The sequence below is a fragment of the Halomicrobium sp. HArcht1-1 genome (assembly GCF_058933285.1).
In genome coordinates, this window is record NZ_JBZYDL010000001.1 from 1,950,605 (window position 1) to 1,970,466 (window position 19,862).

A 19,862-nucleotide genomic window follows, 5' to 3' on the forward strand; every position below is an offset into this window, starting at 1 on the left:
GAGAGCGATGAGTGAACGAGCGTCGGTCCAGGCCGACGAGGCCGACGCCGACGAAGACGAGGCGGAGCAGGCCCCGGTCACGACCGGCGCACAGTCGGTCGTCAGGGCGCTGGAAAACGCGGGCGCGGAGTACGTCTTCGGCGTCCAGGGCGGCGCGATCATGCCCGTCTACGACGCGCTGTACGACTCCGAGATCGACCACGTCACGATGGCCCACGAACAGGGCGCGTCCCACGCGGCGGACGCCTTCGGCATCGTCTCGGGCGAGCCCGGCGTCTGCTTTGCCACGTCTGGCCCCGGCGCGACGAACCTCGTCACCGGGCTGGCCGACGCCAACATGGACTCGGACCCGATGATCGCGCTGACCGGCCAGGTGCCGACGGACTTCGTCGGCAACGACGCCTTCCAGGAGACGGACACGGTCGGCATCACTCAGCCGGTCACCAAGCACAGCTACTTCGCCGACGACGCAGACACCGTCGGCACCGAGGTCGGCGAGGCCTGGGCGCTGGCAAACGAGGGACGGCAGGGACCGACGCTGGTCGACCTCCCCAAGGACATCACCAAAGGGGAGACGGACATCGAGCCGGCCCCGCCGAAGAAGCCAGACACCTACGACGTGCCCGAAGAGGCCGACGACGAGAACGTCCAGGAGGCCGCCGACGCGCTGGCGGCCGCCCAGCGGCCGGTCGTCCTCGCGGGCGGCGGCGTCATCAAGGCCGACGCGGCCGACGCGCTGCGGGACTTCGCCTTCGAGTACGAGATCCCGGTCATCACGACGATGCCAGGGATCGGGAGCTTCCCGGAAGACCACGAGCTCTCGCTTGAGTGGGCGGGCATGCACGGCACCGGCTACGCCAACATGGCGATCACCAACACCGACTGCATGCTGGCGATCGGCACCCGCTTCGACGACCGACTGACGGGCGGGATCGACTCTTTCGCACCCGACGCCGACATCGTCCACGTCGACATCGACCCCGCAGAGATCAGCAAGAACGTCCACGCGGACTACCCGCTGATCGGCGACGCTCGGGCCACGCTCCGGCAGCTGTACGACGCGATGCCGTCCGCACCGGACGCCGACGAGTGGCGCGAGCAGTGCCAGGAGTGGAAAGCCGAGTACCCGATGGACTACGAGACGCCCGACGACGAACCGCTGAAGCCACAGTACGTCGTCGAGCGGTTCAGCGAGCTGACGCCGGACGACACGATCGTCTGTACCGGCGTCGGCCAGCACCAGATGTGGGCCTCCCAGTTCTGGGAGTTCACCGAACCCCGCACCTGGGTCTCCAGTCACGGACTGGGGACGATGGGGTACGGCGCGCCCGCCGCCATCGGCGCGAAGCTGGCCGCGCCCGACCAGGAGGTCGTCTGCTTCGACGGTGACGGCTCCTTCCTGATGACCGTCCAGGAGCTCTCGGTCGCCGTCCGCGAGAACCTCGACATCACCTACGTCGTCCTCAACAACGAGGCCGTCGGGATGGTCCGCCAGTGGCAGGACGCCTTCCACGAGGGTCGTCGGATGGCCTCCGAGTACCCGTGGATCCCCGAGTTCGACAAGCTCGCCGAGGCCTTCGGCGCGCGGGGCTTCCGGCTGGAGGAGTACGACGACGTCGAGGAGACGATCCAGGCGGCACGCGAGTACGACGGCCCCTCGGTCGTCGACGCGATCATCGACCCCGCAGAGAACGTCTATCCGATGGTTCCCAGCGGCGGGGACAACGGACTGTTCGCACTGAACGAGCGACATCTGGAGCAACTATGACCGGTGGTATGCCAGGGCCGGCCCCGGACGAGCGGATGCGTCCGGACGGGCGGCGCAACACGCAGGGTATTCGCATCGACCCCGAGGCGGAGGTCACACACGAGCCACGCGAGGCCGTCCTCTCCGCACTCGTGAAACACGAGCCCGGCGTCCTCTCGGAGGTGTCGAGCCTCTTCAGCCGCCGGCAGTTCAACATCGAGAGCCTGACCGTCGGCCCGACTCACGACGACGGGGTGGCCCGGATGACGATCGTCATCGAGGAACCCCAGCCCGGCATCGAGCAGGCGAAAAAGCAACTGCGCAAGCTCGTGCCGACGATCTCGGTGACGGAACTGGACCAGCAGAACACGCGCCGCGAACTCGCGCTGATCAAGGTCAGCGGCGAGAAGCCAGACGACGTCAACGCCGTCGCGGACATGTACGGCGGGCAGGCGGTCGACGTGACCGCCGAATCGGTCACCGTCGAGTTGACCGGCAGCAAGCAGAAGATCGACGCCGCCGTCGGCGCGTTCGAGCAGTTCGACGTGCAGGAAGTCGTGCGGACCGGAACCGCAGCACTTGAAAGAGGGGCCGACACACTGGAGAACGATGACTGACAAACTCACGACCGACGTTTACTACGACGAAGACGTAGACGCATCGCACATCGAAGACAAGACCGTCGCGATCCTCGGCTACGGCAGCCAGGGCCACGCACAGGCACAGAACCTCGACGACAGCGGCGTCGACGTGGTGGTCGGCCTGCGAGAGTCCTCGTCCTCCCGGACCGAGGCGGAAGCCGACGGACTGCGAGTCGAGACGCCCGCGGCCGCCGCCAGCGAGGCCGACATCGTCGTCATGCTGGTCCCAGACACGGTCCAGCCCGACGTGTACGAGACCATCGAGGACGGCCTCGACGCGGGTGACACGCTCCAGTTCGCACACGGGTTCAACATCCACTACGGCCAGATCGAGCCCGCCGCGGACGTGGACGTGACGATGGTCGCGCCCAAGTCCCCCGGCCACCTCGTGCGCCGCACGTACAAGCGCGACGAGGGGACGCCGGGCCTGATCGCCGTCGAGCAGGACGCGACCGGCGACGCCAAGCAGGAGGCACTCGCCTACGCCCAGGCTGTCGGCTGCGCGCGAGCCGGCGTCATCGAGACGACCTTCCAGGAAGAAGTCGAGACCGACCTGTTCGGCGAGCAGGCCGTCCTCTGTGGCGGCGTCACCGACCTCGTGAAGGCCGGCTTCGAGACGCTCGTCGACGCGGGCTACGCCCCCGAGATGGCCTACTTCGAGTGTCTGAACGAACTCAAACTCATCGTCGATCTGATGTACGAAGGCGGCCACATGGGGATGTGGAACTCCGTCTCCGACACCGCCGAGTACGGCGGTCTCACGCGCGGTGAGTCGGTGATCGACCGCGAGGGCATGGAAGAGATCCTCGAAGAGGTCCAGAACGGCGAGTTCGCTCGCGAGTGGATCTCGGAGAACCAGGCCAACCGGCCGGCCTACAAGCAGTACCGTTCGGCAGAACAGAACCACCAGATCGAACGCGTCGGCGCGGACCTGCGCGAACTGTTCGCGTGGGACGGCGAGGACGCCGACGCCGACGCTGCGGAAGCACCAGCAGACGACTGACATGAGCAACATGCACGACGTGGATCACACGCATCCACACACGGACGAATCGTTCGGCGGCGCGTTCCGTCGCGGCCCGACAGTGGTCGCCGACGGCGGCGAGCGGCCGACGGAGACAGAGGAGGCGGAGACCGACACCATGGACGACGTGGACCACGAGTCTCCCACTGAAGGGACGACCCGCGTCTTCGAGCGCGGCACAGAGGGACGGACGGATTCCGTATGAGCCAGAACACACTGTACGACAAGGTCTGGGACCGGCACAAAGTCACGACCCTGCCCAACGGGCAGGACCAGCTGTTCGTCGGGCTCCACCTCATCCACGAGGTCACGAGTCCCCAGGCGTTCGGGATGCTCAAAGAGCGCGGCCTCGAAGTCGCGCGACCGGACCTGACCCACGCGACGGTCGACCACATCGTCCCGACCGGGAACCAGGATCGGCCCTACGCCGAAGACGCGGCCGAGAACATGATGGCCGAGCTAGAGGAGAACGTCCGCGACGCGGGCATCCAGTTCTCCGATCCGACGACGGGCGATCAGGGGATCGTCCACGTCATCGGGCCGGAGCAGGGGATCACCCAGCCCGGCAAGACAATCGTCTGTGGCGACAGCCACACCTCGACACACGGTGCGTTCGGCGCGCTCGCGTTCGGGATCGGCACGAGCCAGATCCGGGACGTGCTGGCGACCCAGACCATCGCGATGGAGAAACAGAAGGTCCGGAAGATCCAGGTCGACGGCGAACTCGGCGAGGGCGTCGAGGCCAAGGACATCATCCTGGAGATCATCCGCCGGCTCGGCACCGAGGGCGGCGTCGGCTACGTCTACGAGTACGCCGGTGAGGCCATCGAGAACCTCGGCATGGAAGGCCGGATGTCCATCTGTAACATGTCCATCGAGGGCGGTGCCCGTGCGGGCTACGTCAACCCCGACGAGACCACCTACGAGTGGATGAAAGAGACGGACTACTTCCAGGACGACCCCGAGAAGTTCGACGAGCTAAAGCCCTACTGGGAGTCGATCCGCAGCGACGACGACGCCGAGTACGACGACGTGGTCCACATCGACGCCTCGGAGCTCGACCCCGTCGTGACGTGGGGGACTACCCCCGGCCAGGGCATCGGCATCCACGACCCGATTCCGGCCCCCGAAGCGCTGGCCGACGGCAAGCAGGACACGGCGCGACGCGCGCAGGAACACATGCGCGTCGAACCCGGCGAGACCATGGAAGGCTACGATATCGACGTAGCCTTCCTGGGCTCGTGTACCAACGCCCGCCTGCCAGACCTGCGTCGGGCCGCCCGCATCGTCGAGGGTCGCGAGGTCGCAGACGACGTTCGCGCGATGGTCGTCCCCGGCAGCCAGCGCGTCCAGAAGACAGCCGAGGAGGAGGGCCTGAAGGACATCTTCGAGGCGGCCGGCTTCGACTGGCGCAACGCCGGCTGTTCGATGTGTCTGGGCATGAACGAGGACCAGCTGGAGGGCGACGAGGCCTGTGCGTCCTCGTCGAACCGGAACTTCGTCGGCCGCCAGGGGAGCAAGGACGGCCGGACCGTCCTGATGAACCCCCGGATGGTCGCCGCCGCGGCGATCACCGGCGAGGTGTCTGACGTGCGCGAACTGGAGGAGGTGACCACCGCATGACGGGAACGGAAGACATCCCCTCCGTCGACTACGTCGACGGCACCGGCGTCCCGATCCGGGGCAACGACATCGACACGGACCAGATCATCCCGGCGCGGTTCATGAAGGTCGTCACCTTCGACGGGCTGGGCGAGTTCGCCTTCTTCGACCTGCGCTTCGACGACGACGACAACCAGAAAGACCACCCGTTCAACGAAGACCGCTTCCAGGACGCGAACGTGCTGGTGGTCAACGACAACTTCGGCTGTGGCTCCTCGCGCGAGCACGCGCCCCAGGCCCTGATGCGCTGGGGAATCGACGCCATCATCGGCGAGGGCTTCGCCGAAATCTTCGCCGGCAACTGCCTGGCACTCGGCATCCCGACCGTGACCGCGGATCACGAGACCATCGACGCGCTCCAGCAGTGGGTCGACGACAATCCGGACGGCGAGATCGAGGTCGACGTGGCGGCCGAGACCGTTACCTACGGTGGCGACGAGATCGGCGTCAGCGTGGACGACGCACAGCGACAGGCCCTCGTCGAGGGGATCTGGGACACGACCGCGCTGATGAAGTCCAACGAGCAAGCGATCGCAGCGACCGCCGACTCGCTGCCCTACGTCGACCAGACCCGAGACGAGATCCACTCCGACGACTGAGACCGTCGGCTGTGGATCGGTGACGGATTTCGCCACGTGGGGTGGCGAAGATCGTCACGAAGTTACGGCCAGCAGTACGAGCGGCCACGACCGACGCTGCAGCGCTTTTTCGGCTTCAGACGCCGACGGAGCGTCGGTAACGAGCGGTTAACAAACCGAAGTCGGCGTCTGCCATCGGTCATGGCCACGCACGAACGCGGTGAGCGACCGTCGCTGGAGGGGTGGATGACGACCGTGCGCGCCGTCTCGATACTCGCGTGTACCTTCGTCGAGACGGCGGCGCTCGTGGTCTGGCTGGCAGTCGTCCAGACCGCGTCGCTTTCGTCGGCGACGGCCCTCGTCGGCTGTGGCATCCTCGCGGTCGGACTCCTCGTCGAACGCATCCTGAAGGACCTGACGGTCAACGGCGTCGACCTCGCGGTGTCGACGGGGACGCTGGTCGGTCTCACGCTCGCCGAAACGACGGTGTGGAATCTGTGGCTGGCGGTTGCCGAAGCCTCGATCGCGATCGAGGGGTTCGTGCTCGCGGCGACGGTCCTCGCCGTCTCGCTGGCCGTGGTGTACACGATCGAGGACAACGCACTCCGCGGCGTCGTCCCCCACTCGTCGTTGCTGGACTCCGGAACCGCCAGTGTCGGCGTCGTCACGGCCGTCGGGGCCACGGCCTGGCTGCTGTGTGAACTGCGACCGCCGACGGCCGCGCGGTGGCTCGGGACCGTCGGGATCGAGAGCGCCGACCCCGCCCTCGCGGGCCTCGGTGTGCTCGCGCTCGCGCTGTTCGTCACGCACAACGTCGGCGTCGCCTACGCACGCAGTTCGTAGACGGCGGCGGCGTTCATGTCCGTCGACCCCGCGTGCGAGGGCGGACGACCGGTATCGACACCCTCTTTTCGACGCCCGCGAGACGTACGCGCATGACTCACGAGATCGCAGTGATCCCCGGCGACGGGATCGGACAGGAGGTCACGCCCGCGGCCGTCGACGTACTGGACGCGCTCGACGTCGACTTCGAGTTCGTCGAGGGCGAGGCCGGCGACGCCGTGAAGGCCGAGACCGGCGAGGCACTGCCACAGGAGACCCGCGAGATCGCCGCCGACGCCGACGCGACGCTCTTTGGCGCGGCCGGCGAGACGGCCGCCGACGTAATCTTGCCGCTCCGGCAGGTCGTCGACTCCTTCGCCAACGTCCGCCCGGCGGTCTCGTACCCCGGTCTGGACGCCGTACAGCCCGACACCGACCTCGTGTTCATTCGGGAGAACACGGAGGGCGTCTACAAGGGCATCGAGAGCGAGATCAGCGACGGCGTCACGACGTGTACGCGTGTCGTCACCGAGGACGCCTCCCGACAGATCGCCGACTTCGGCTTCGACTACGCCCGCCAGAACGACTACGACGACGTGACCATCGCCCACAAGGCAAACGTCATGCGCGAGACCGACGGCCTGTTCCTCGACACCGCCGAGGCTGTCGGAGCGGACCGCGGTGCCGACTACGACACCGCGCTGATGGACGCGCTGGCGATGCACCTGGTCATGCACCCCGAGGACTACGGCGTCGTGATCTGTCCGAATCTCGCCGGGGACATGCTGTCGGACCTCGCGGCCGGACTGGTCGGCGGTCTCGGCCTGCTCCCGAGCGCGAACGTCGGCGAGGACAACGCGCTGTTCGAACCGGTCCACGGCTCCGCGCCGGACATCGCGGGCGAGGGCGTCGCCAACCCCGCTGCGATGATCCTCTCGGCCGCGATGCTGCTCGATCATCTGGGCTACGAGGACGAGGGCGACCGCGTTCGGACGGCCGTCGAGGCGACGCTCGAAGAGGGGCCGAAGACGCCGGACCTCGGCGGCTCGGCCTCGACCGAGGCGGTCACCGAGGCCGTCGTCGACCGGCTCTAGATCACTCAGTTTCGAGCAAAAACGAACAGCAACGATAGAAAGTAGTAAGTCGCCCGGCCACGAACGCCGGTGTAATGCTGCCAGCCGAGCGCAAGCGGCGGATCGTCGAACTCGTCACGGAGCGTGACGGCTGTTCTGTCGCCCGACTCGCAACCGAACTCGACTTCTCGAAGGCGACGATCCGGCGCGACCTACAGGAACTCGAAGACGACGGCCGGATCGAGCGATCACACGGCGGTGCCGTCCCGGCGTCGTCCGTCGGACAGGAACGTCCGTACGGCCAGCGCGAAGTCGACCGACTGGACGCCAAACAGGCCATCGCCGCCCGCGCCGTCGACCTGTTGCAGGACGCGCAGGTGGTGTCGTTCGACGCCGGGACGACGACGATGGCCGTCGCCCGCGCGCTGCCGAGCGAGGCCGACGTCGAGGCGGTGACGAACATGCCCGATCTGGCGACGACCCTGCTGGACAAAGGCATCGAGGTGACGGTGACCGGCGGGACGTTGCGCCGCCGGACCCGGGCGCTGGTCGGCCCGACCGCCCAGCGGTTCCTCGACGACCATCACGTCGACCTGCTGTTCGTCGGGACGAACAGCCTCGACGCCACGACCGGGCTGACGACCCCCAACGAGGCCGAGGCCGCGGTCAAGTCCCGGTTCGTCGAGCAGGCCAGCCGCGTCGTGCTCGTCGCCGACAGCTCGAAGTTCGACGAGCAGTCGTTCGTCACCGTCGCCGACCTCGACGCGGTCGACACGCTGGTGACCGACCGCACACCGGACGGTGCGCTGGCCGACGCCCTCGACGAGGCCGGCGTGACCGTCCTGGAGGCAGACACGTGATCCTCACTGTCACCTACAACCCCGCCGTCGACCAGACGGTCTCCTTCGACGAGCCACTGGCCAGCGAGACGGTCAACAGAGCGACCGACGCGCAGTTCGACGCCGGTGGCAAGGGGATCAACGTCTCGCAGTTCCTGGCCGCGATGGACACCGCCACCGTCGCCACCGGGCTCCTGGGTGGCTTTACCGGGACCTTCGTCACGGAGCAACTCGAAGCGGCCGACGTCCCCGCGGAGTTCGTCACCGTCGACGACCCGACGCGGCTCAACACGACCGCACTGGCCGCCGGAACCGAGTACAAGCTCAACCAGGCGGGTCCCGCCGTCGACGCGAGCGCCGTCGACGACCTCGTCGACCGCATCGCCGACCACGAGCCAGCCCGCGTGCTCGTCGGTGGCAGCCTCCCGCCGGGACTGGAGAGCGACGCCATCGACCGCATCGCGTCGTCCGGGCCGTGGCGGACGGCCGTCGACGTCGAAGGCGAGATCCTGCGGTCGCTGTCGGCCGACTACGCTCTGTGCAAGCCCAACCGCGAGGAGCTGGCCGCGGCGACCGAGACGACCGTCGGGACCGTCGAGGAGTGTGTGACGGCCGCCAGCGCACTCAGAGAGCAGGGCTTCGAGCGCGTCGTCGCGTCGCTGGGAGCCGACGGTGCCGTCCTCGTCGGTCCCGGCGGGGCCGTCCACGCCGAACCGCTGGCCGTCGACGTCGTGGACACGGTCGGTGCCGGCGACGCGCTGCTGTCGGGCGTGCTGGCGTCGCTCGAACGCGGAGAGCGTGACGAACTCGCGCTGGCGACGGGGGTTGCGGTCGCGTCGCGCGTAGTCGCACAGGCAGGGACTGGCGTTCCGGATCTCGACGGCGTCTTCGAGGATCGGGCCGCCGTCGAGACGCGACGGCTCTAGAACTTCGATTCGTACTCGTCGACGAACGCACGGACCGCCTCGAACGTCGGCGGTTCGCCGCTGCGCACGAACGCACCGGCGACGGCGTTGCCGACGACGACGGCACCGGCCGGATCGACACCGGCGACCAGTGCCAGCGCGAGGCCGGCGTTGAAGTGGTCGCCGGCACTCGTGGTCAGTTCCGGGTCGTCGACGGAGGGGACGGCCACGTCCGTGGTCCCGTCGGCCCCGGCGACCAGCGACCGGTCGACGCCGTGCGAGACGAACAGGCTGGCGTCGAAGGTCTCGCGGAGCGTGCGAGCCTTCGCTGCGAGCGATTGCTCGCTGCCGTCGCCGTAGGTCTCTGCGAGGAGCTGGGTCTCTGCGCGGTTGGCCGAGACGACGACGCGCGTCTGGGCCGCGAGGCGACCGATGGCCCCCGTCCCGCCGTCGAGGCGCTCGGCGTCGAGCTTCCGCACGTCACCGGGATCGACGAGCACCGTCTCGGGCGGCTCGTCGATGTCGTCCCAGAGCCCGGCGATCCCGTCGAGTACGTCCGGCAGGTCGGGCGTCTCCGCCCAGTAGCCGGTGCCAAGCAGGGCCGCGCCGTCGAGTCGGTCACGGAGGCGTTCTCGATCGAACTGGTCCGTGAGAAACGACCAATCTAGGTCCATCGTCGTCCCGTTCTCGATGAGCATGAGCTTGCCGTCGTCGAACTCGACGGCGTCCGTGTAGCCCGGTTGGCCCAGCGAGTGGAGTTCGCAGTCGGCGAACTCGTCGGCGAACACGTCACGCACCGGCTGGCCGTACATCCCGATCATCACCGGATCGAAGCCCCAACTGCCGAAGGCCCGAGCGAGGTGACTCGTGTGGCCGCCGGTCCGGGTCCCTCGCTGGAGCCACTCGAAGGAGAGGGAGCTGTCGGCCGCGACGGAGTCGTGGACGCGATCGCCAAAGCCCGCCAGCGTGTCCAGTCGGTCGTAGTCGTCGGGATCGTGGCGATCTGCGACGACCTCGCGGACGCGATCGACGTACCCGTCGAAGCCGAAGACGACTCGCTCGCTCGGGACCGTCTCCGGGAGCTGTGCCCGTGCAACGGCGACGGCGGCCTCGGTCTCGTCGTCGAACGAACTCATAGTTGTACTCACTCTTCCCGTCCCTTAGAGTACGTCGTCTGCACTCGCACCCTCGAAGACGACCCGTTCGAGTTTGTCGAGAATGTCGTACGGGTCCGCGCGTTGCCAGACGTTGCGGCCGACCGCGAGCCCGGAGACGCCGGCGTCGAGACAGCCCTCGACGAGTTCGAGGAACTCGCGGTCGGAGGTCTTCGAACCGCCAGAGAGGAGGACGCCGGTGTCGCCGGCCGCGTCGACGGCGTGGGCCATAGCCTCCGGACTGCGTGGATACTTGACCTTCACGAAGTCACCGCCGAGTTCGAGGCCGATGCGGGCGGCGTAGGCGATCACGTCCCGGCTCCGGTGCTCCTTGATCGCCTGTCCGCGCGGGTACGACCACATCGCGATCGGGAGGTCGTGGTCGCGTGCCCGCTCCTGGACCGGCCGGAAGTCCTCGAACATCCGCGGCTCGTCGTTGACTCCGGGGTAGACGGTGTATCCGACGGCGTCAGCACCCAGTTCGGCGGCGTAATCCACCGACCAGTTCTGCGGTGCGTACGGTTCGCCCATCCAGAGATCCGAACCGCCGTTGAGCTTCGCCAGCAGATTCACCTCGTCGTCGTAGCTGGGATAGTAGGTCTCCGTCAGTCCCTTGCCGACGGCCAGAGCGGTGACGGCGTCGTGAGTCGCCATCTCGAAGACCTCGGTCGGATCGAGGCGCTCCTCGACGCCGTCGAACTGTTTTGGTCCGTGTTCGAGCCCGTGATCGTGTGCGAGGACGATCGTCTTGCCGTTGCGGACGAGCGGCGAGTCGTCGCTGACGTGCATGCACGCTCGTACGAAAAACGCTCACAAAGCGTTTTCGAATATGATCGTTTCGTATCGTTTCCGATCGCCCTCGGCCAGAGCGTCGCCACTGTCGGGAGTCACGGTCACGAAACGTCGCTCCGCGCGCTACGCGGCGCGGTCGCAGACCATACTCCAGCGCCCGTTCGTCTCTAGCTTCTCCTGGAGCAGTTCCGCGTACTCGGCCGCGAGCTCCTCGGCTTCCTCGATGCGGTCGTCGCCGCCACCGCCCCCACCGAGTCCCAGTGCGTCCTTGACGCCGCCCAGGAGCCCGCCGCCGGTGTCGCCGCTCGAATCACCCCCGCCACCGCCGCCGCCCATCGGCCCCTGCTTGGCGATCCGATCGAGTTCGGGCATGATCGTCGAGAGGTTCGACGTGTCGGCCACGATCTCCGCCGTCTCCGGATCTTCGGCTCCGTGGATCTCGAATTCGAGTGCCGTCATCACGAGGTTCCACTGCTGGTTCGAGAACGACGAGGCCTCGACGCGGTCGTTGAACTCGGTGTCGACCTTCATTCGCTCTGCGGCGATCGCGTTCGTCCAGTCGCTACTCATACACAGCCGTTCGCGAGCCGGGCGTATGAGCGTTTCCCGCCGGCGTCGTCTCGTCGTTTACCACTGTGGCGTCTCCGCCAACTCCGTGACGCATAAGTCGTTCTTTCAGTTAGACAGAGTACATGGACACACAGGTCGGTACAGGGCAAGCAACGGGAGAGAGCGGTGACGCCGCCGGCATGGCGGCAGTACGTGAGGCCCTCGACAACATCGAGGCTGACAGCCCGGACTTCTGCCAAGTCTTCTGTTCGCCAGTCTACGACTACGATGCAGTCCTCTGGGGCATTCGAAGCATCGTCGGTTCGGACACCGAAATCATCGGCTGCTCGTCTTCCGGAGAGTTCACTGAAGCCGGCTCGAAGGCAGAGACTGTGACAGTTGGCATCGTCGCTTCCGATTCGATGGAGTTCTTCACCACGCTCTCGACGGGGCTGGGTGCCGATCATAAGCGCTGCCTGTTCGACGCGGTACACAATCTTCCGGAACCGGACGATCCAGAGATCGACCAGTACCCACACCGTGCGGTAATCAACCTCCACGACGGCATCGTCAGCATCGGAGACGAGATTACGAAGCTTACCGAACAGTATCTCGACGACGACCAGATTCCGATTGTTGGCGGCTCTGCTGGAGACGACCTTCGACTGGAGGAGACACACGTATTCTGTAACGGACAGGTCGAATCAGACGCCGTCGCGCTCGCGCTACTGGCCTCTGAAGATCCATTCGCGGTAACGGTCAACCACGGCCACGAACCGATCTCGGAACCGATGACCGTCACCCAGGCCGAAGGAAGCACGGTCCACAAACTCGACGGACGGCCGGCTTTCGAGGCCTGGCGGGATGCGATTCGGACAGACGCGAAAGAGTCGTACGGGATCGACGTCGACGACTTGGAGGCCGATTCCGAGGAGTTTCTGATGTTACTCGGCCGCTACGAGCTGGGTATCGAGTCAGAACCTGACGCAGACGCCCAGAGTATCGCGTCTCGGATCAGAGATTTCGTTGCGTCCGCGTTCATCTCGACGGAGGGATACAACATCCGGTGGCCGGGACAAACCACAGATACCGACGGCTCGCTCGGATTTACCGTAGACATTGCCGAAGGAACTGAGTTGCGTGTTACACACAGCAGCAAACCCGATCAAGTCTCCGCCGTCGAAACAGCCGCATCGAATGCCGTCGACGAACTCGGTGGCGATGCCGTCGCTGGCGGGTTCGTCTACGACTGTGCGTGTCGGGCGATGATTCTGGGCGACGACTTTGACGACGTAGTCGACGCGATCAGCCGTTCGATCGATGCACCGTTCGCTGGCTTCGAAACATACGGCGAAGTCTGCTCGGCAGACGAGGACTACACGGGCTATCACAACACCTCTGCAGTTGTGTTCTTGTTCCCAGAGTAACCAGCAGCTGCCGTCGTGCTATTGCCCACACATCAAAAAATAGTCTCCTCGGGGCTTAGAACGCGTCGTCGTGCAGCGTGATCTCGGCGTGGAGTTCGTCCTGAAGCGCCGAGTGAACGTGACAGATCTCCTCGCCGAGTTCGACGATCTCCTCGACGTCGTCGCCGAGGTCGGCCTCGACCTCGATCTCGAACGCGACCGCTTCGAGATCGTCGTCGTCGTCGAGGTCAGCAGCGACTTCGGCCTCGACAGCGCCGAGGTCGTCGTAGCCGGTCTGGTCTGCGGCGACGCGCAGCGCCGGGATGTAACACGAGATGTAGTCCGCCGCCAGCACCTGGTTCGGAGACGGACCGTCCTCGCTCAGCGCGTCGACGACCAGTTCCCACTCGTCGTCGATGACGTTCGTGACCGTGTACCCTTCCTCACACGTACTGCTGACTTCGATATCTGCCATAGCACTCGTGGGGTCGGACGGCTCCGCCGTAAACGTTGTCGATCCGTAATACTGAGGGTTACACGAGCGAGGGAGAAAGCACCTCACAAAAACGAGGACCGCTCCTCACTTCGTTCGTCGCGCCGCTCGGCTTTTGGAGACCCGCCTATCGGCGCGTCTCCCTGCTCGCGTGAACGAGCGCCCTCGCTCCGCTCGGCCTCTCGCTAGTCGTCCGCGCTCGCCGTCTGCCCACCGACCACGTCGATCTCACCGGCGTCGAGTTCCTGTTCGATCTCGCGGGCGGCCTGGACCATGTTCTCCATCTTGCCGTAGGCGACCTCGCGGGGCAGGAGCTTGATCCCGCAGTCCGGGGAGACCGTCAGTTGCTCCGGCGGGACGACTTCCAGTCCTTTCTTGATGTTGTCCTTGATCTCCTCGACGGACTCGACCTCGGCGACGTGGGCGTCGACGACGCCCATCGCGAAGTCCTTCGTGAACTCGTCCGCTTTGAACACGTCGAGTTGCTCGTAGTCGCCGTTGGCGAGTTCGAGGTCGTACTCGTGGACGGGGTACTCCAGCATCTCGGGGTAGATCCGCGAGTAGTCGCCGTAACAGACGTGCAGGCCGAGGCGCACGTCTTCGGGGATCCCGTCTGCGATGCGTTCGAGACACTCGCCGACGATGGCGTGGTCGTCCTCGTACTGGGCGAGAGCCGGCTCGTCGATCTGGACGTACTTACAGCCGGCGTCGACGAGGCGCTCGATCTCCTCGTTGACGAGGTCTGCCAGGGCGTAGGCGGCCTCCTCGGTCGTCTCGTAGGCCTCGTTGAAGGCCCAGCGAGCGAGCGTGTAGGGACCGGTGATCGGGACCTTGACCGGACGGTCCGACACCGACGACGTGAATTTGTACTCGTCGACGAGCCACTCCTCGTCGTACTCGACCTCGTCGGCGATCGAGGGCTTGTCGAAGTAGTTGTGGCCCCACACCTTCACGCGGCCGTTGAACTCGTAGCCGTCGATCAGCTCGGCGAAGTACTCGACCATCTCGTTGCGGCGCATCTCGCCGTCGACGACGGTGTCGAGCCCGGATCGCTCGTGTTCTCGCGTGATGAGTCGGGCGGCGTCGTCTTTCGCCTCTTCCCAGTTGTGCTCGTCGAAGTCGGCGTCGGGATCTTCGAACAGCTCGCGGGCGCGGTCGTGCCACTTGGGCTTGGGGTAGGAGCCGACGACGCTGGTCAGCAGGAAGTGGTCGTTGTCGTGGTCCTCGGGTCGGAACTGCTCGCGGGGACCGGTCATGCTTCCACCTCCTCGATCGCGGCGGCGTCAGCCAGCGCCTCGATCTTGGCCTCGAACTTGTTCTGAGGCAGGTAGAACAGCTCGGTGTTGGCCGTCGCGTAGACGGTGTCGTAGTCGCCGTCGGTCTGCTCGACGAACCACTCGACGCGCTCGCGGATCGTCTCCGGGGTCTCGACGAACGTGTTCTGTCCGTCGACCAGCCCGAGCGCCACGTCGTCTTTGGTGCCGTACTCCTGGACGTTGTAGACGTTCTGCTCGTGGTCGGCGATCAGGTCGAAGCCGATGGCGTCCACGGCTGCGTCCATGAGGTGGGCGTACACCTTCTCGTCGAGAGCGCCCCAGTAGGTGTGAGCGACCACGTCGGCGTCGACGGCCGAAGCGACGGTGTCGATTGCCTCGCTGGCGCGCTCGTCGGCCTCACCGGGCGCGTTCTCGACGAGAGACGGCTCCAGCAGGAACAGCGTCTCGACGTCGGGGAACTGGTCGGCCTCGGCGGCGAGGAAGTCGGCGACGGCGTCGAGGAACGCTGCCTCGTCGCCGTAGTGCTCGTCGGTCGCGAGGTCCGCGAGCGAGTACGGTCCCGGCAGGACCGCCTGGAGACCGGCGTCGACGTGCTCGGCCGCAGCGTCGAGTTCGCCGGCCACGTCGCCGGAGGCATCGAGGTCGCCGGTGACGACCGGCTCCCTGTAGAAGTTGTTGTTGTTGTAGTAGCGAACGATCCCGCGGGTCTCGACGTTGTCGGCGACCGCCAGCGGGTGGGCGATCATGTCGTCCCATCGCAGCTGGCCCTCCGTGACGCGGTCGAGGCCGGCGTCGGTCTGGACGCCGACGACCTCCTCGCGAGCGCGGTCGTAGGCGTCGACGATCTCCGGCCCCTCCTCACCGCTGACGAGGTCGGACTTCTGGTGGCCTTTCAGTCGAGACAGCTCGTCTTTCGCCCAGTCCGGGAGCGGGAACAGACCGGGTGTCGTGGCGACTACCTGTGTCATTACGGCTAGGTTGGAAATGACGGGCTTTAATATTTCCTATATCAGAAAATGCTCCATGGTTATTGGTCGGCGGTCCGACGACTGGGCGTCACAGGCCGATAGTGGTGCGTGCTACCGCACCTATATCTGTGCGACGTTCGAAGCTACAGTATGGCACACAGCCCCGAAAACGTCGTCGAGTTCGTCTGCTCGAACTGCCAGGTGACACACGCCGGCACGCCGGTTCACCGCTCGGCGGGCGATCACCAGTTCGAACCACCGGAGACCTGTGGTGCCTGCGGAGCGACGGCGTTCGTCCCGACCAGCGAGTGGATTCACCACCACGAGTGACGCCGCCCGGTCGTCTCACGCGAGCGTCGACGCGGCGTCTGCCCGTCCCGCAGAGCGACCCGTCTCAGAGTACACAGCCGATCACGGGAGCGGGCTCTCGTCTCGGGACTCGAACCGGATCACGACCAGTCGCTCGTAGGGGTGGGCTTCGTCGGCGACGATCTCGCCCGCCAGCCCCCGCTCGTGAGCGTAGCGCTGTACGTCGCCGATCCCGGTGAGGCTGCTGATTAGCAGGAAGACACGCCCACCGGGAGCCAGCACGCGCTCGACCGCTTCGAGGAAGGGGTCGACGAGCCTGCGGCCGTCTTCTCCGCCCGAGAGCGCGTGTTCCATCCAGTCGTCCCACTCCTTGTCTGGCTCGGTGGGCAGATAGGGCGGATTGAACGTGACGAGATCGAAGGCGTCGTCGCGGAACGGATCGAGTAGGTCGGCACGGACGGCCGGGACACCGCGAGCCGCTGCCTCGCGACAGGCGTCCGGGTTCAGATCGGACGCGACCACGTCGACGCCCGCCTCGGCCAGCGTCTCGGCGACGTAGCCTGATCCTGTTCCCACGTCGAGCCCGCGGTCGCCGGGCGCGGCGTGTGACCTGGCCGTCCGCGCCAGCAGGTCGGAGTCTTCTGCCGGCTGGTACACCGTCTCCGTGTCGCGCTGTGTGGCGAGCGAGGGGCGGCCGTCGTCGTCCGTCGGAGGCTGGTCGGGCATCGCTAGTACTCTCCGGGTCGGCCGGTCTCGTAGGCGAGCGTCGCCAGCGCTGCGAACGTCGCGGGCGATAGCTCTCCCGCGCGCTTGCTCATCAGCGACTCGTCTGCGGCGTCGACGACGGCGTCGGGATCGCCGAGGTCGGTGATGTGGGCCGTGTTCCGGACGGCGTTTCGCATCGTCTTGCGACGCTGTGTGAACACGCCCTTGAGGAAGTCCATGAAGAAGTCGTCGTCCGGAACGGTGTAGTCGGGTTCGCGCGGCCGGAGCCGGACGACGGCACTGTCGACGCGGGGCTGTGGGTCGAACGCCGTCGGCGGCACCGTCTCGACGATCTCGACGTCGGCGTAGTGGCCCGCCGTCACCGAGAGCCGCCCGTAGTCGTCGCTTCCGGGGTCTGCTGCCATCCGTTCGGCGAACTCCTGCTGGAACATCAGGACGAGCGGCTTCCCGCGCGGGAGCAGCCGGAACGCGATCTCGCTAGAGGCCCCGTAGGGGAGATTCGAGACGCTCGCGGAGAACTCGGGCAGGTCCACGTCGAGGGCGTCACCCTCGACGATCGTCAGGCGATCGGCGTCGATGGCGTCGGCGAACTCCTCGCGCAGGTGGGCCGCGAAGTCGGGATCGCGCTCGATCGCGGTCACCCGATCAGCGACCGCGAGCAGTCGATCCGTCAGCGCGCCGGGGCCGGCACCGACTTCCAGTACGTGTGCTCGATCCATCTGGTCGGCGTAGCCCGGAATCCGGTCCAGAACTCGATCGTCGACCAAGAAGTGCTGGTCCTGTCGGGTGTCCGCTCGCTTGCCCGCACGGGCGACGAGCGCGTCCGGATCGCGAGCGCCGTCGGCCCCCTGGGAGGGCGATCCGTCGGTAGTCATCGCTCGCGGATAGCGGGCAGACCCGTAAAACGCTGTCACTTCCGGGCCGACTATGACTGGTCTTCGCGGCGCACGAACCTGCTGTACTTCAGGTCGTCCTCCGATAGCTCTTCGAGGATCCGTTCGACCAGGACCTCCTTGGGGTTGTGGAGGCCGCTGACTCGTTCTTCGAGTTCCTCGAAGCTCTCGAAGGGCTTGCGCTTGCGCTCGTCCAGAATGGAGTTGCGCAGCTTCTTGCCGATGCCGGGCAGCAAGTTCAGCTGGTGGAGCCGGAGGGTGATCGGTTGGGCCTCGTTGTAGAAGTCGACGAACCGATCTTCCTCTGCCTCGACGAGGTCCTCGACGGCGTAGTCGAGCTCGGACTGGGCACCGCTCGGGAGATCGTCGTACTCGACGACGCTGACCCGGTCGAAGTCGGTGCTGTGAACGTCGATGCGGTCGCCGAAGGTCACGTCCGTCTCCTCTCCGACCACGATCTCGTAGAGCCGGAAGTCTTCGGTCCCCATCGCGTACGCGAGCGGCTGCTTTTGATACTGTGGCCGGTCGTCATCGGACTTGCCGTGTGGCAGGAAGTCCAAGACGACGGCCGGTTCGCCGTCGTCACCGCTCTCGGTATCGCTCATGCCAGTCGATAGGTCTAGCGCCCACTTAATGGCGTGGGTCGGCGAGGCCGGTGACAATCGCCACGCGGCCGACCGATCTACAGAGCAGCAAGGCGAGTGCCCCGGGGCGTGACCCCGAGGCAGTTCACGCGTACTGTTTGACGACGTTGAGAATCTCGTCGAGTTCGTCGCCCGACAGCGAGTACCGCTCCTGTGCGAACACGGAGCGCAGCTCGTCGCGATCCAGCGGTCGGAGGTTCGCGATCTTGTAGGCGGTCGCCTCGTCGACCTTCTCCAGGTCCCGCAGCTGGTCGACGAACTCGTCGGCCTCGTCGGGATCGAGCATCGCAAAGCGGTTGACGTGCTCGATCGCACGAGCGAGCTCGTAACGCATCTCTCGATCCTCGTCCATCGAGCGCTCGGCTTCGATGTCTTCGAGGATCTCCTTCGTTTCGGCGATCGTGAGGTACTCCTCGTCGACCTTCTCTTTGAAGATCGTCATACCTTACTCCTGTCGGCGGAGGTGTGCGGGCGTGACGATGATCGTCTTGTCCTTGCCGCTGTCGTTGATCTCGACCTTGTAGGCTTCGCCCTGCTGTCCGAGGACGACGCCGGTCGAACCGTCGAAGCGCGGGTGGAAACGACCGTCGTTGACCGACGGGTCGATCTTGAGGTGGACGGTGTCGCCCTCCTCGTACTGCTCGACGGCGCGCTGGGGCGGCGAGGTGCCGCGCTCGCGTGGCGTGTTCTTCAGCTTGTTCCGCGTTCCTTTGAGGGGTCCATCCGAACTGGGCATTCGTGCGGAGGGGTAATCCGGTCGTCCTAATAAAACGTGCGTTCCCGTCGCGCCAGCGCGAGCACCTTCTCGGCAGGATATCACACCGCGACCAGCGTGAGCGTCGCGACTCGGCGCGTCGAACGGCGGTGAAGAAAGGACTCGGTCTATATCCGGCCGACGTTCTCGACGGAGACCGACTCCACGTCGTCGACGTTGCTGAAGGCTTCCTCGACGGCTTCCGTGCCACCGCTGTCGTCGGGGACGATCACCGTCGGGAACAGAGCGACGAGCCCGAAGGCCACGTCGTCGCGCTCGACGCCGTTGATCTTCGCGCCTTCGGGGAGTGCGCCCTCCAGACGCTCCTGGAGCGCGTCCAGGTCGACGTCCGGGCTGTTCGGCATGACCTTGATCTTGGCGGCGACTTTCCCCATCGTTAGGGCCCCCGGAAGCCACAGTCGGGACACTCGTAGAGGTTGCTCTGCTTGCGGCAGGTCCCACAGCGGTAGATCTGCTGACCGCAGTCCGGGCACTTGAACGCGGCCGCGTTCGTGCCGGCGATGTTGATGCCACACGAGACGCACTTCTGTGTGCGTTTTTGCTGAGTTTCGCTCTCGCTCATACACGCTGGTATCCGGCCACGAC

At 66.2% G+C, this 19,862-nt stretch carries 25 protein-coding genes; 12 read left to right on the forward strand and 13 right to left on the reverse strand.

Translation table 11 applies throughout. The annotated features are described in order from the left end of the window. The first annotated feature begins 7 nt into the window (after positions 1–7). From ilvB to pfkB, 10 genes are all read left to right on the forward strand, one after another. Entirely contained in the window at positions 8–1,768 is a 1,761-nt protein-coding gene (gene ilvB / locus AC5FRZ_RS10325; RefSeq protein WP_208626110.1) for a biosynthetic-type acetolactate synthase large subunit, read from the forward strand. Between the two features lie 8 nt (positions 1,769–1,776). Next, positions 1,777–2,364: an acetolactate synthase small subunit gene (ilvN, locus tag AC5FRZ_RS10330; RefSeq protein ID WP_170094604.1), complete on the forward strand. Its 588-nt coding sequence runs from the start codon at positions 1,777–1,779 to the stop codon at positions 2,362–2,364. Continuing rightward, positions 2,357–3,391, forward strand: a complete 1,035-nt coding sequence (gene ilvC, locus AC5FRZ_RS10335; RefSeq protein ID WP_153553719.1) for a ketol-acid reductoisomerase — start codon at positions 2,357–2,359, stop codon at positions 3,389–3,391. Before ilvN ends, ilvC begins: the two co-directional genes overlap by 8 nt. Before the next feature lies 1 nt (position 3,392). Beyond that, on the forward strand, positions 3,393–3,617 hold the full coding sequence (locus AC5FRZ_RS10340; RefSeq protein ID WP_153553720.1) for a DUF7989 family protein: 225 nt from the start codon (positions 3,393–3,395) through the stop codon (positions 3,615–3,617). After that, the gene (leuC, locus tag AC5FRZ_RS10345) at positions 3,614–5,035 is read left to right on the forward strand and encodes a 3-isopropylmalate dehydratase large subunit (protein WP_170094606.1); all 1,422 of its coding nucleotides are present in this window, start codon (positions 3,614–3,616) and stop codon (positions 5,033–5,035) included. The genes AC5FRZ_RS10340 and leuC overlap by 4 nt, the downstream gene beginning before the upstream one ends. Continuing rightward, the gene (leuD, locus tag AC5FRZ_RS10350) at positions 5,032–5,673 is read left to right on the forward strand and encodes a 3-isopropylmalate dehydratase small subunit (protein WP_372480714.1); all 642 of its coding nucleotides are present in this window, start codon (positions 5,032–5,034) and stop codon (positions 5,671–5,673) included. The genes leuC and leuD overlap by 4 nt, the downstream gene beginning before the upstream one ends. Before the next feature lie 180 nt (positions 5,674–5,853). Further along, entirely contained in the window at positions 5,854–6,495 is a 642-nt protein-coding gene (locus AC5FRZ_RS10355) for a hypothetical protein (protein WP_493564527.1), read from the forward strand. Positions 6,496–6,587: 92 nt separating this feature from the next. Continuing rightward, entirely contained in the window at positions 6,588–7,568 is a 981-nt protein-coding gene (locus AC5FRZ_RS10360) for an isocitrate/isopropylmalate dehydrogenase family protein (RefSeq protein WP_493564528.1), read from the forward strand. A 74-nt stretch (positions 7,569–7,642) separates the two neighbouring features. Further along, positions 7,643–8,407 carry an HTH-type transcriptional regulator GlpR gene (gene glpR, locus AC5FRZ_RS10365; RefSeq protein ID WP_170094610.1) on the forward strand — a complete coding sequence of 255 codons (765 nt, stop codon included), beginning with the start codon at positions 7,643–7,645 and terminating at the stop codon, positions 8,405–8,407. After that, positions 8,404–9,312 carry a 1-phosphofructokinase gene (pfkB, locus tag AC5FRZ_RS10370; RefSeq protein WP_493564529.1) on the forward strand — a complete coding sequence of 303 codons (909 nt, stop codon included), beginning with the start codon at positions 8,404–8,406 and terminating at the stop codon, positions 9,310–9,312. Before glpR ends, pfkB begins: the two co-directional genes overlap by 4 nt. Here pfkB and AC5FRZ_RS10375 read toward each other — a convergent pair. The 3 genes from AC5FRZ_RS10375 to AC5FRZ_RS10385 all read right to left on the reverse strand — a co-directional run bounded on the left by AC5FRZ_RS10375 (position 9,309) and on the right by AC5FRZ_RS10385 (position 11,807). Next, on the reverse strand, positions 9,309–10,427 hold the full coding sequence (locus AC5FRZ_RS10375) for a PfkB family carbohydrate kinase (RefSeq protein WP_372480711.1): 1,119 nt from the start codon (positions 10,425–10,427) through the stop codon (positions 9,309–9,311). The two genes, pfkB and AC5FRZ_RS10375, sit on opposite strands and share 4 nt — an antisense overlap. A 24-nt stretch (positions 10,428–10,451) precedes the next feature. Beyond that, positions 10,452–11,234, reverse strand: coding sequence for a class I fructose-bisphosphate aldolase (locus AC5FRZ_RS10380; RefSeq protein ID WP_170094613.1), 783 nt, complete (start codon positions 11,232–11,234; stop codon positions 10,452–10,454). Between the two features lie 126 nt (positions 11,235–11,360). Continuing rightward, the gene (locus AC5FRZ_RS10385) at positions 11,361–11,807 is read right to left on the reverse strand and encodes a DUF5799 family protein (protein WP_170094614.1); all 447 of its coding nucleotides are present in this window, start codon (positions 11,805–11,807) and stop codon (positions 11,361–11,363) included. 122 nt (positions 11,808–11,929) lie between these two features. Here AC5FRZ_RS10385 and AC5FRZ_RS10390 point away from each other — a divergent pair, with 122 nt between their 5' ends. Beyond that, complete coding sequence (locus AC5FRZ_RS10390; RefSeq protein ID WP_372480710.1) at positions 11,930–13,213, forward strand: FIST signal transduction protein; 1,284 nt, start codon at positions 11,930–11,932, stop codon at positions 13,211–13,213. A 55-nt stretch (positions 13,214–13,268) separates the two neighbouring features. Here AC5FRZ_RS10390 and AC5FRZ_RS10395 read toward each other — a convergent pair whose 3' ends face one another. The 3 genes from AC5FRZ_RS10395 to AC5FRZ_RS10405 form a co-directional block, all read right to left on the reverse strand. Further along, positions 13,269–13,667 carry an OsmC family protein gene (locus AC5FRZ_RS10395; RefSeq protein WP_170094616.1) on the reverse strand — a complete coding sequence of 133 codons (399 nt, stop codon included), beginning with the start codon at positions 13,665–13,667 and terminating at the stop codon, positions 13,269–13,271. 203 nt (positions 13,668–13,870) lie between these two features. Then, positions 13,871–14,941: a methionine synthase gene (locus AC5FRZ_RS10400; RefSeq protein ID WP_153553731.1), complete on the reverse strand. Its 1,071-nt coding sequence runs from the start codon at positions 14,939–14,941 to the stop codon at positions 13,871–13,873. Further along, positions 14,938–15,930, reverse strand: coding sequence for a 5-methyltetrahydropteroyltriglutamate--homocysteine methyltransferase (locus AC5FRZ_RS10405; RefSeq protein ID WP_493564530.1), 993 nt, complete (start codon positions 15,928–15,930; stop codon positions 14,938–14,940). Before AC5FRZ_RS10405 ends, AC5FRZ_RS10400 begins: the two co-directional genes overlap by 4 nt. Positions 15,931–16,080: 150 nt before the next feature. Here AC5FRZ_RS10405 and AC5FRZ_RS10410 point away from each other — a divergent pair, with 150 nt between their 5' ends. Continuing rightward, positions 16,081–16,260: a hypothetical protein gene (locus tag AC5FRZ_RS10410; RefSeq protein WP_493564531.1), complete on the forward strand. Its 180-nt coding sequence runs from the start codon at positions 16,081–16,083 to the stop codon at positions 16,258–16,260. 81 nt (positions 16,261–16,341) lie between these two features. On the opposite strand, the gene AC5FRZ_RS10415 is transcribed toward AC5FRZ_RS10410, so the two are convergent. From AC5FRZ_RS10415 to AC5FRZ_RS10445, 7 genes are all read right to left on the reverse strand, one after another. After that, positions 16,342–16,965 carry a HemK2/MTQ2 family protein methyltransferase gene (locus AC5FRZ_RS10415; RefSeq protein ID WP_493564532.1) on the reverse strand — a complete coding sequence of 208 codons (624 nt, stop codon included), beginning with the start codon at positions 16,963–16,965 and terminating at the stop codon, positions 16,342–16,344. A 2-nt stretch (positions 16,966–16,967) separates the two neighbouring features. After that, positions 16,968–17,840, reverse strand: coding sequence for a 16S ribosomal RNA methyltransferase A (locus AC5FRZ_RS10420; RefSeq protein ID WP_493564533.1), 873 nt, complete (start codon positions 17,838–17,840; stop codon positions 16,968–16,970). Between the two features lie 50 nt (positions 17,841–17,890). After that, positions 17,891–18,463 (reverse strand): DUF655 domain-containing protein, encoded by a 573-nt coding sequence (locus AC5FRZ_RS10425; protein WP_493564534.1) that lies wholly within the window; start codon positions 18,461–18,463, stop codon positions 17,891–17,893. A gap of 124 nt (positions 18,464–18,587) precedes the next feature. Next, complete coding sequence (locus AC5FRZ_RS10430) at positions 18,588–18,944, reverse strand: RNA polymerase Rpb4 family protein (RefSeq protein ID WP_170094621.1); 357 nt, start codon at positions 18,942–18,944, stop codon at positions 18,588–18,590. Between the two features lie 3 nt (positions 18,945–18,947). Continuing rightward, positions 18,948–19,238, reverse strand: coding sequence for a 50S ribosomal protein L21e (locus AC5FRZ_RS10435; RefSeq protein WP_153553738.1), 291 nt, complete (start codon positions 19,236–19,238; stop codon positions 18,948–18,950). Positions 19,239–19,384: 146 nt separating this feature from the next. Then, on the reverse strand, positions 19,385–19,651 hold the full coding sequence (locus tag AC5FRZ_RS10440; protein ID WP_170094622.1) for an elongation factor 1-beta: 267 nt from the start codon (positions 19,649–19,651) through the stop codon (positions 19,385–19,387). A gap of 2 nt (positions 19,652–19,653) precedes the next feature. Next, on the reverse strand, positions 19,654–19,839 hold the full coding sequence (locus AC5FRZ_RS10445) for an HVO_2753 family zinc finger protein (RefSeq protein ID WP_015763624.1): 186 nt from the start codon (positions 19,837–19,839) through the stop codon (positions 19,654–19,656). Positions 19,840–19,862: the final 23 nt, after the last annotated feature.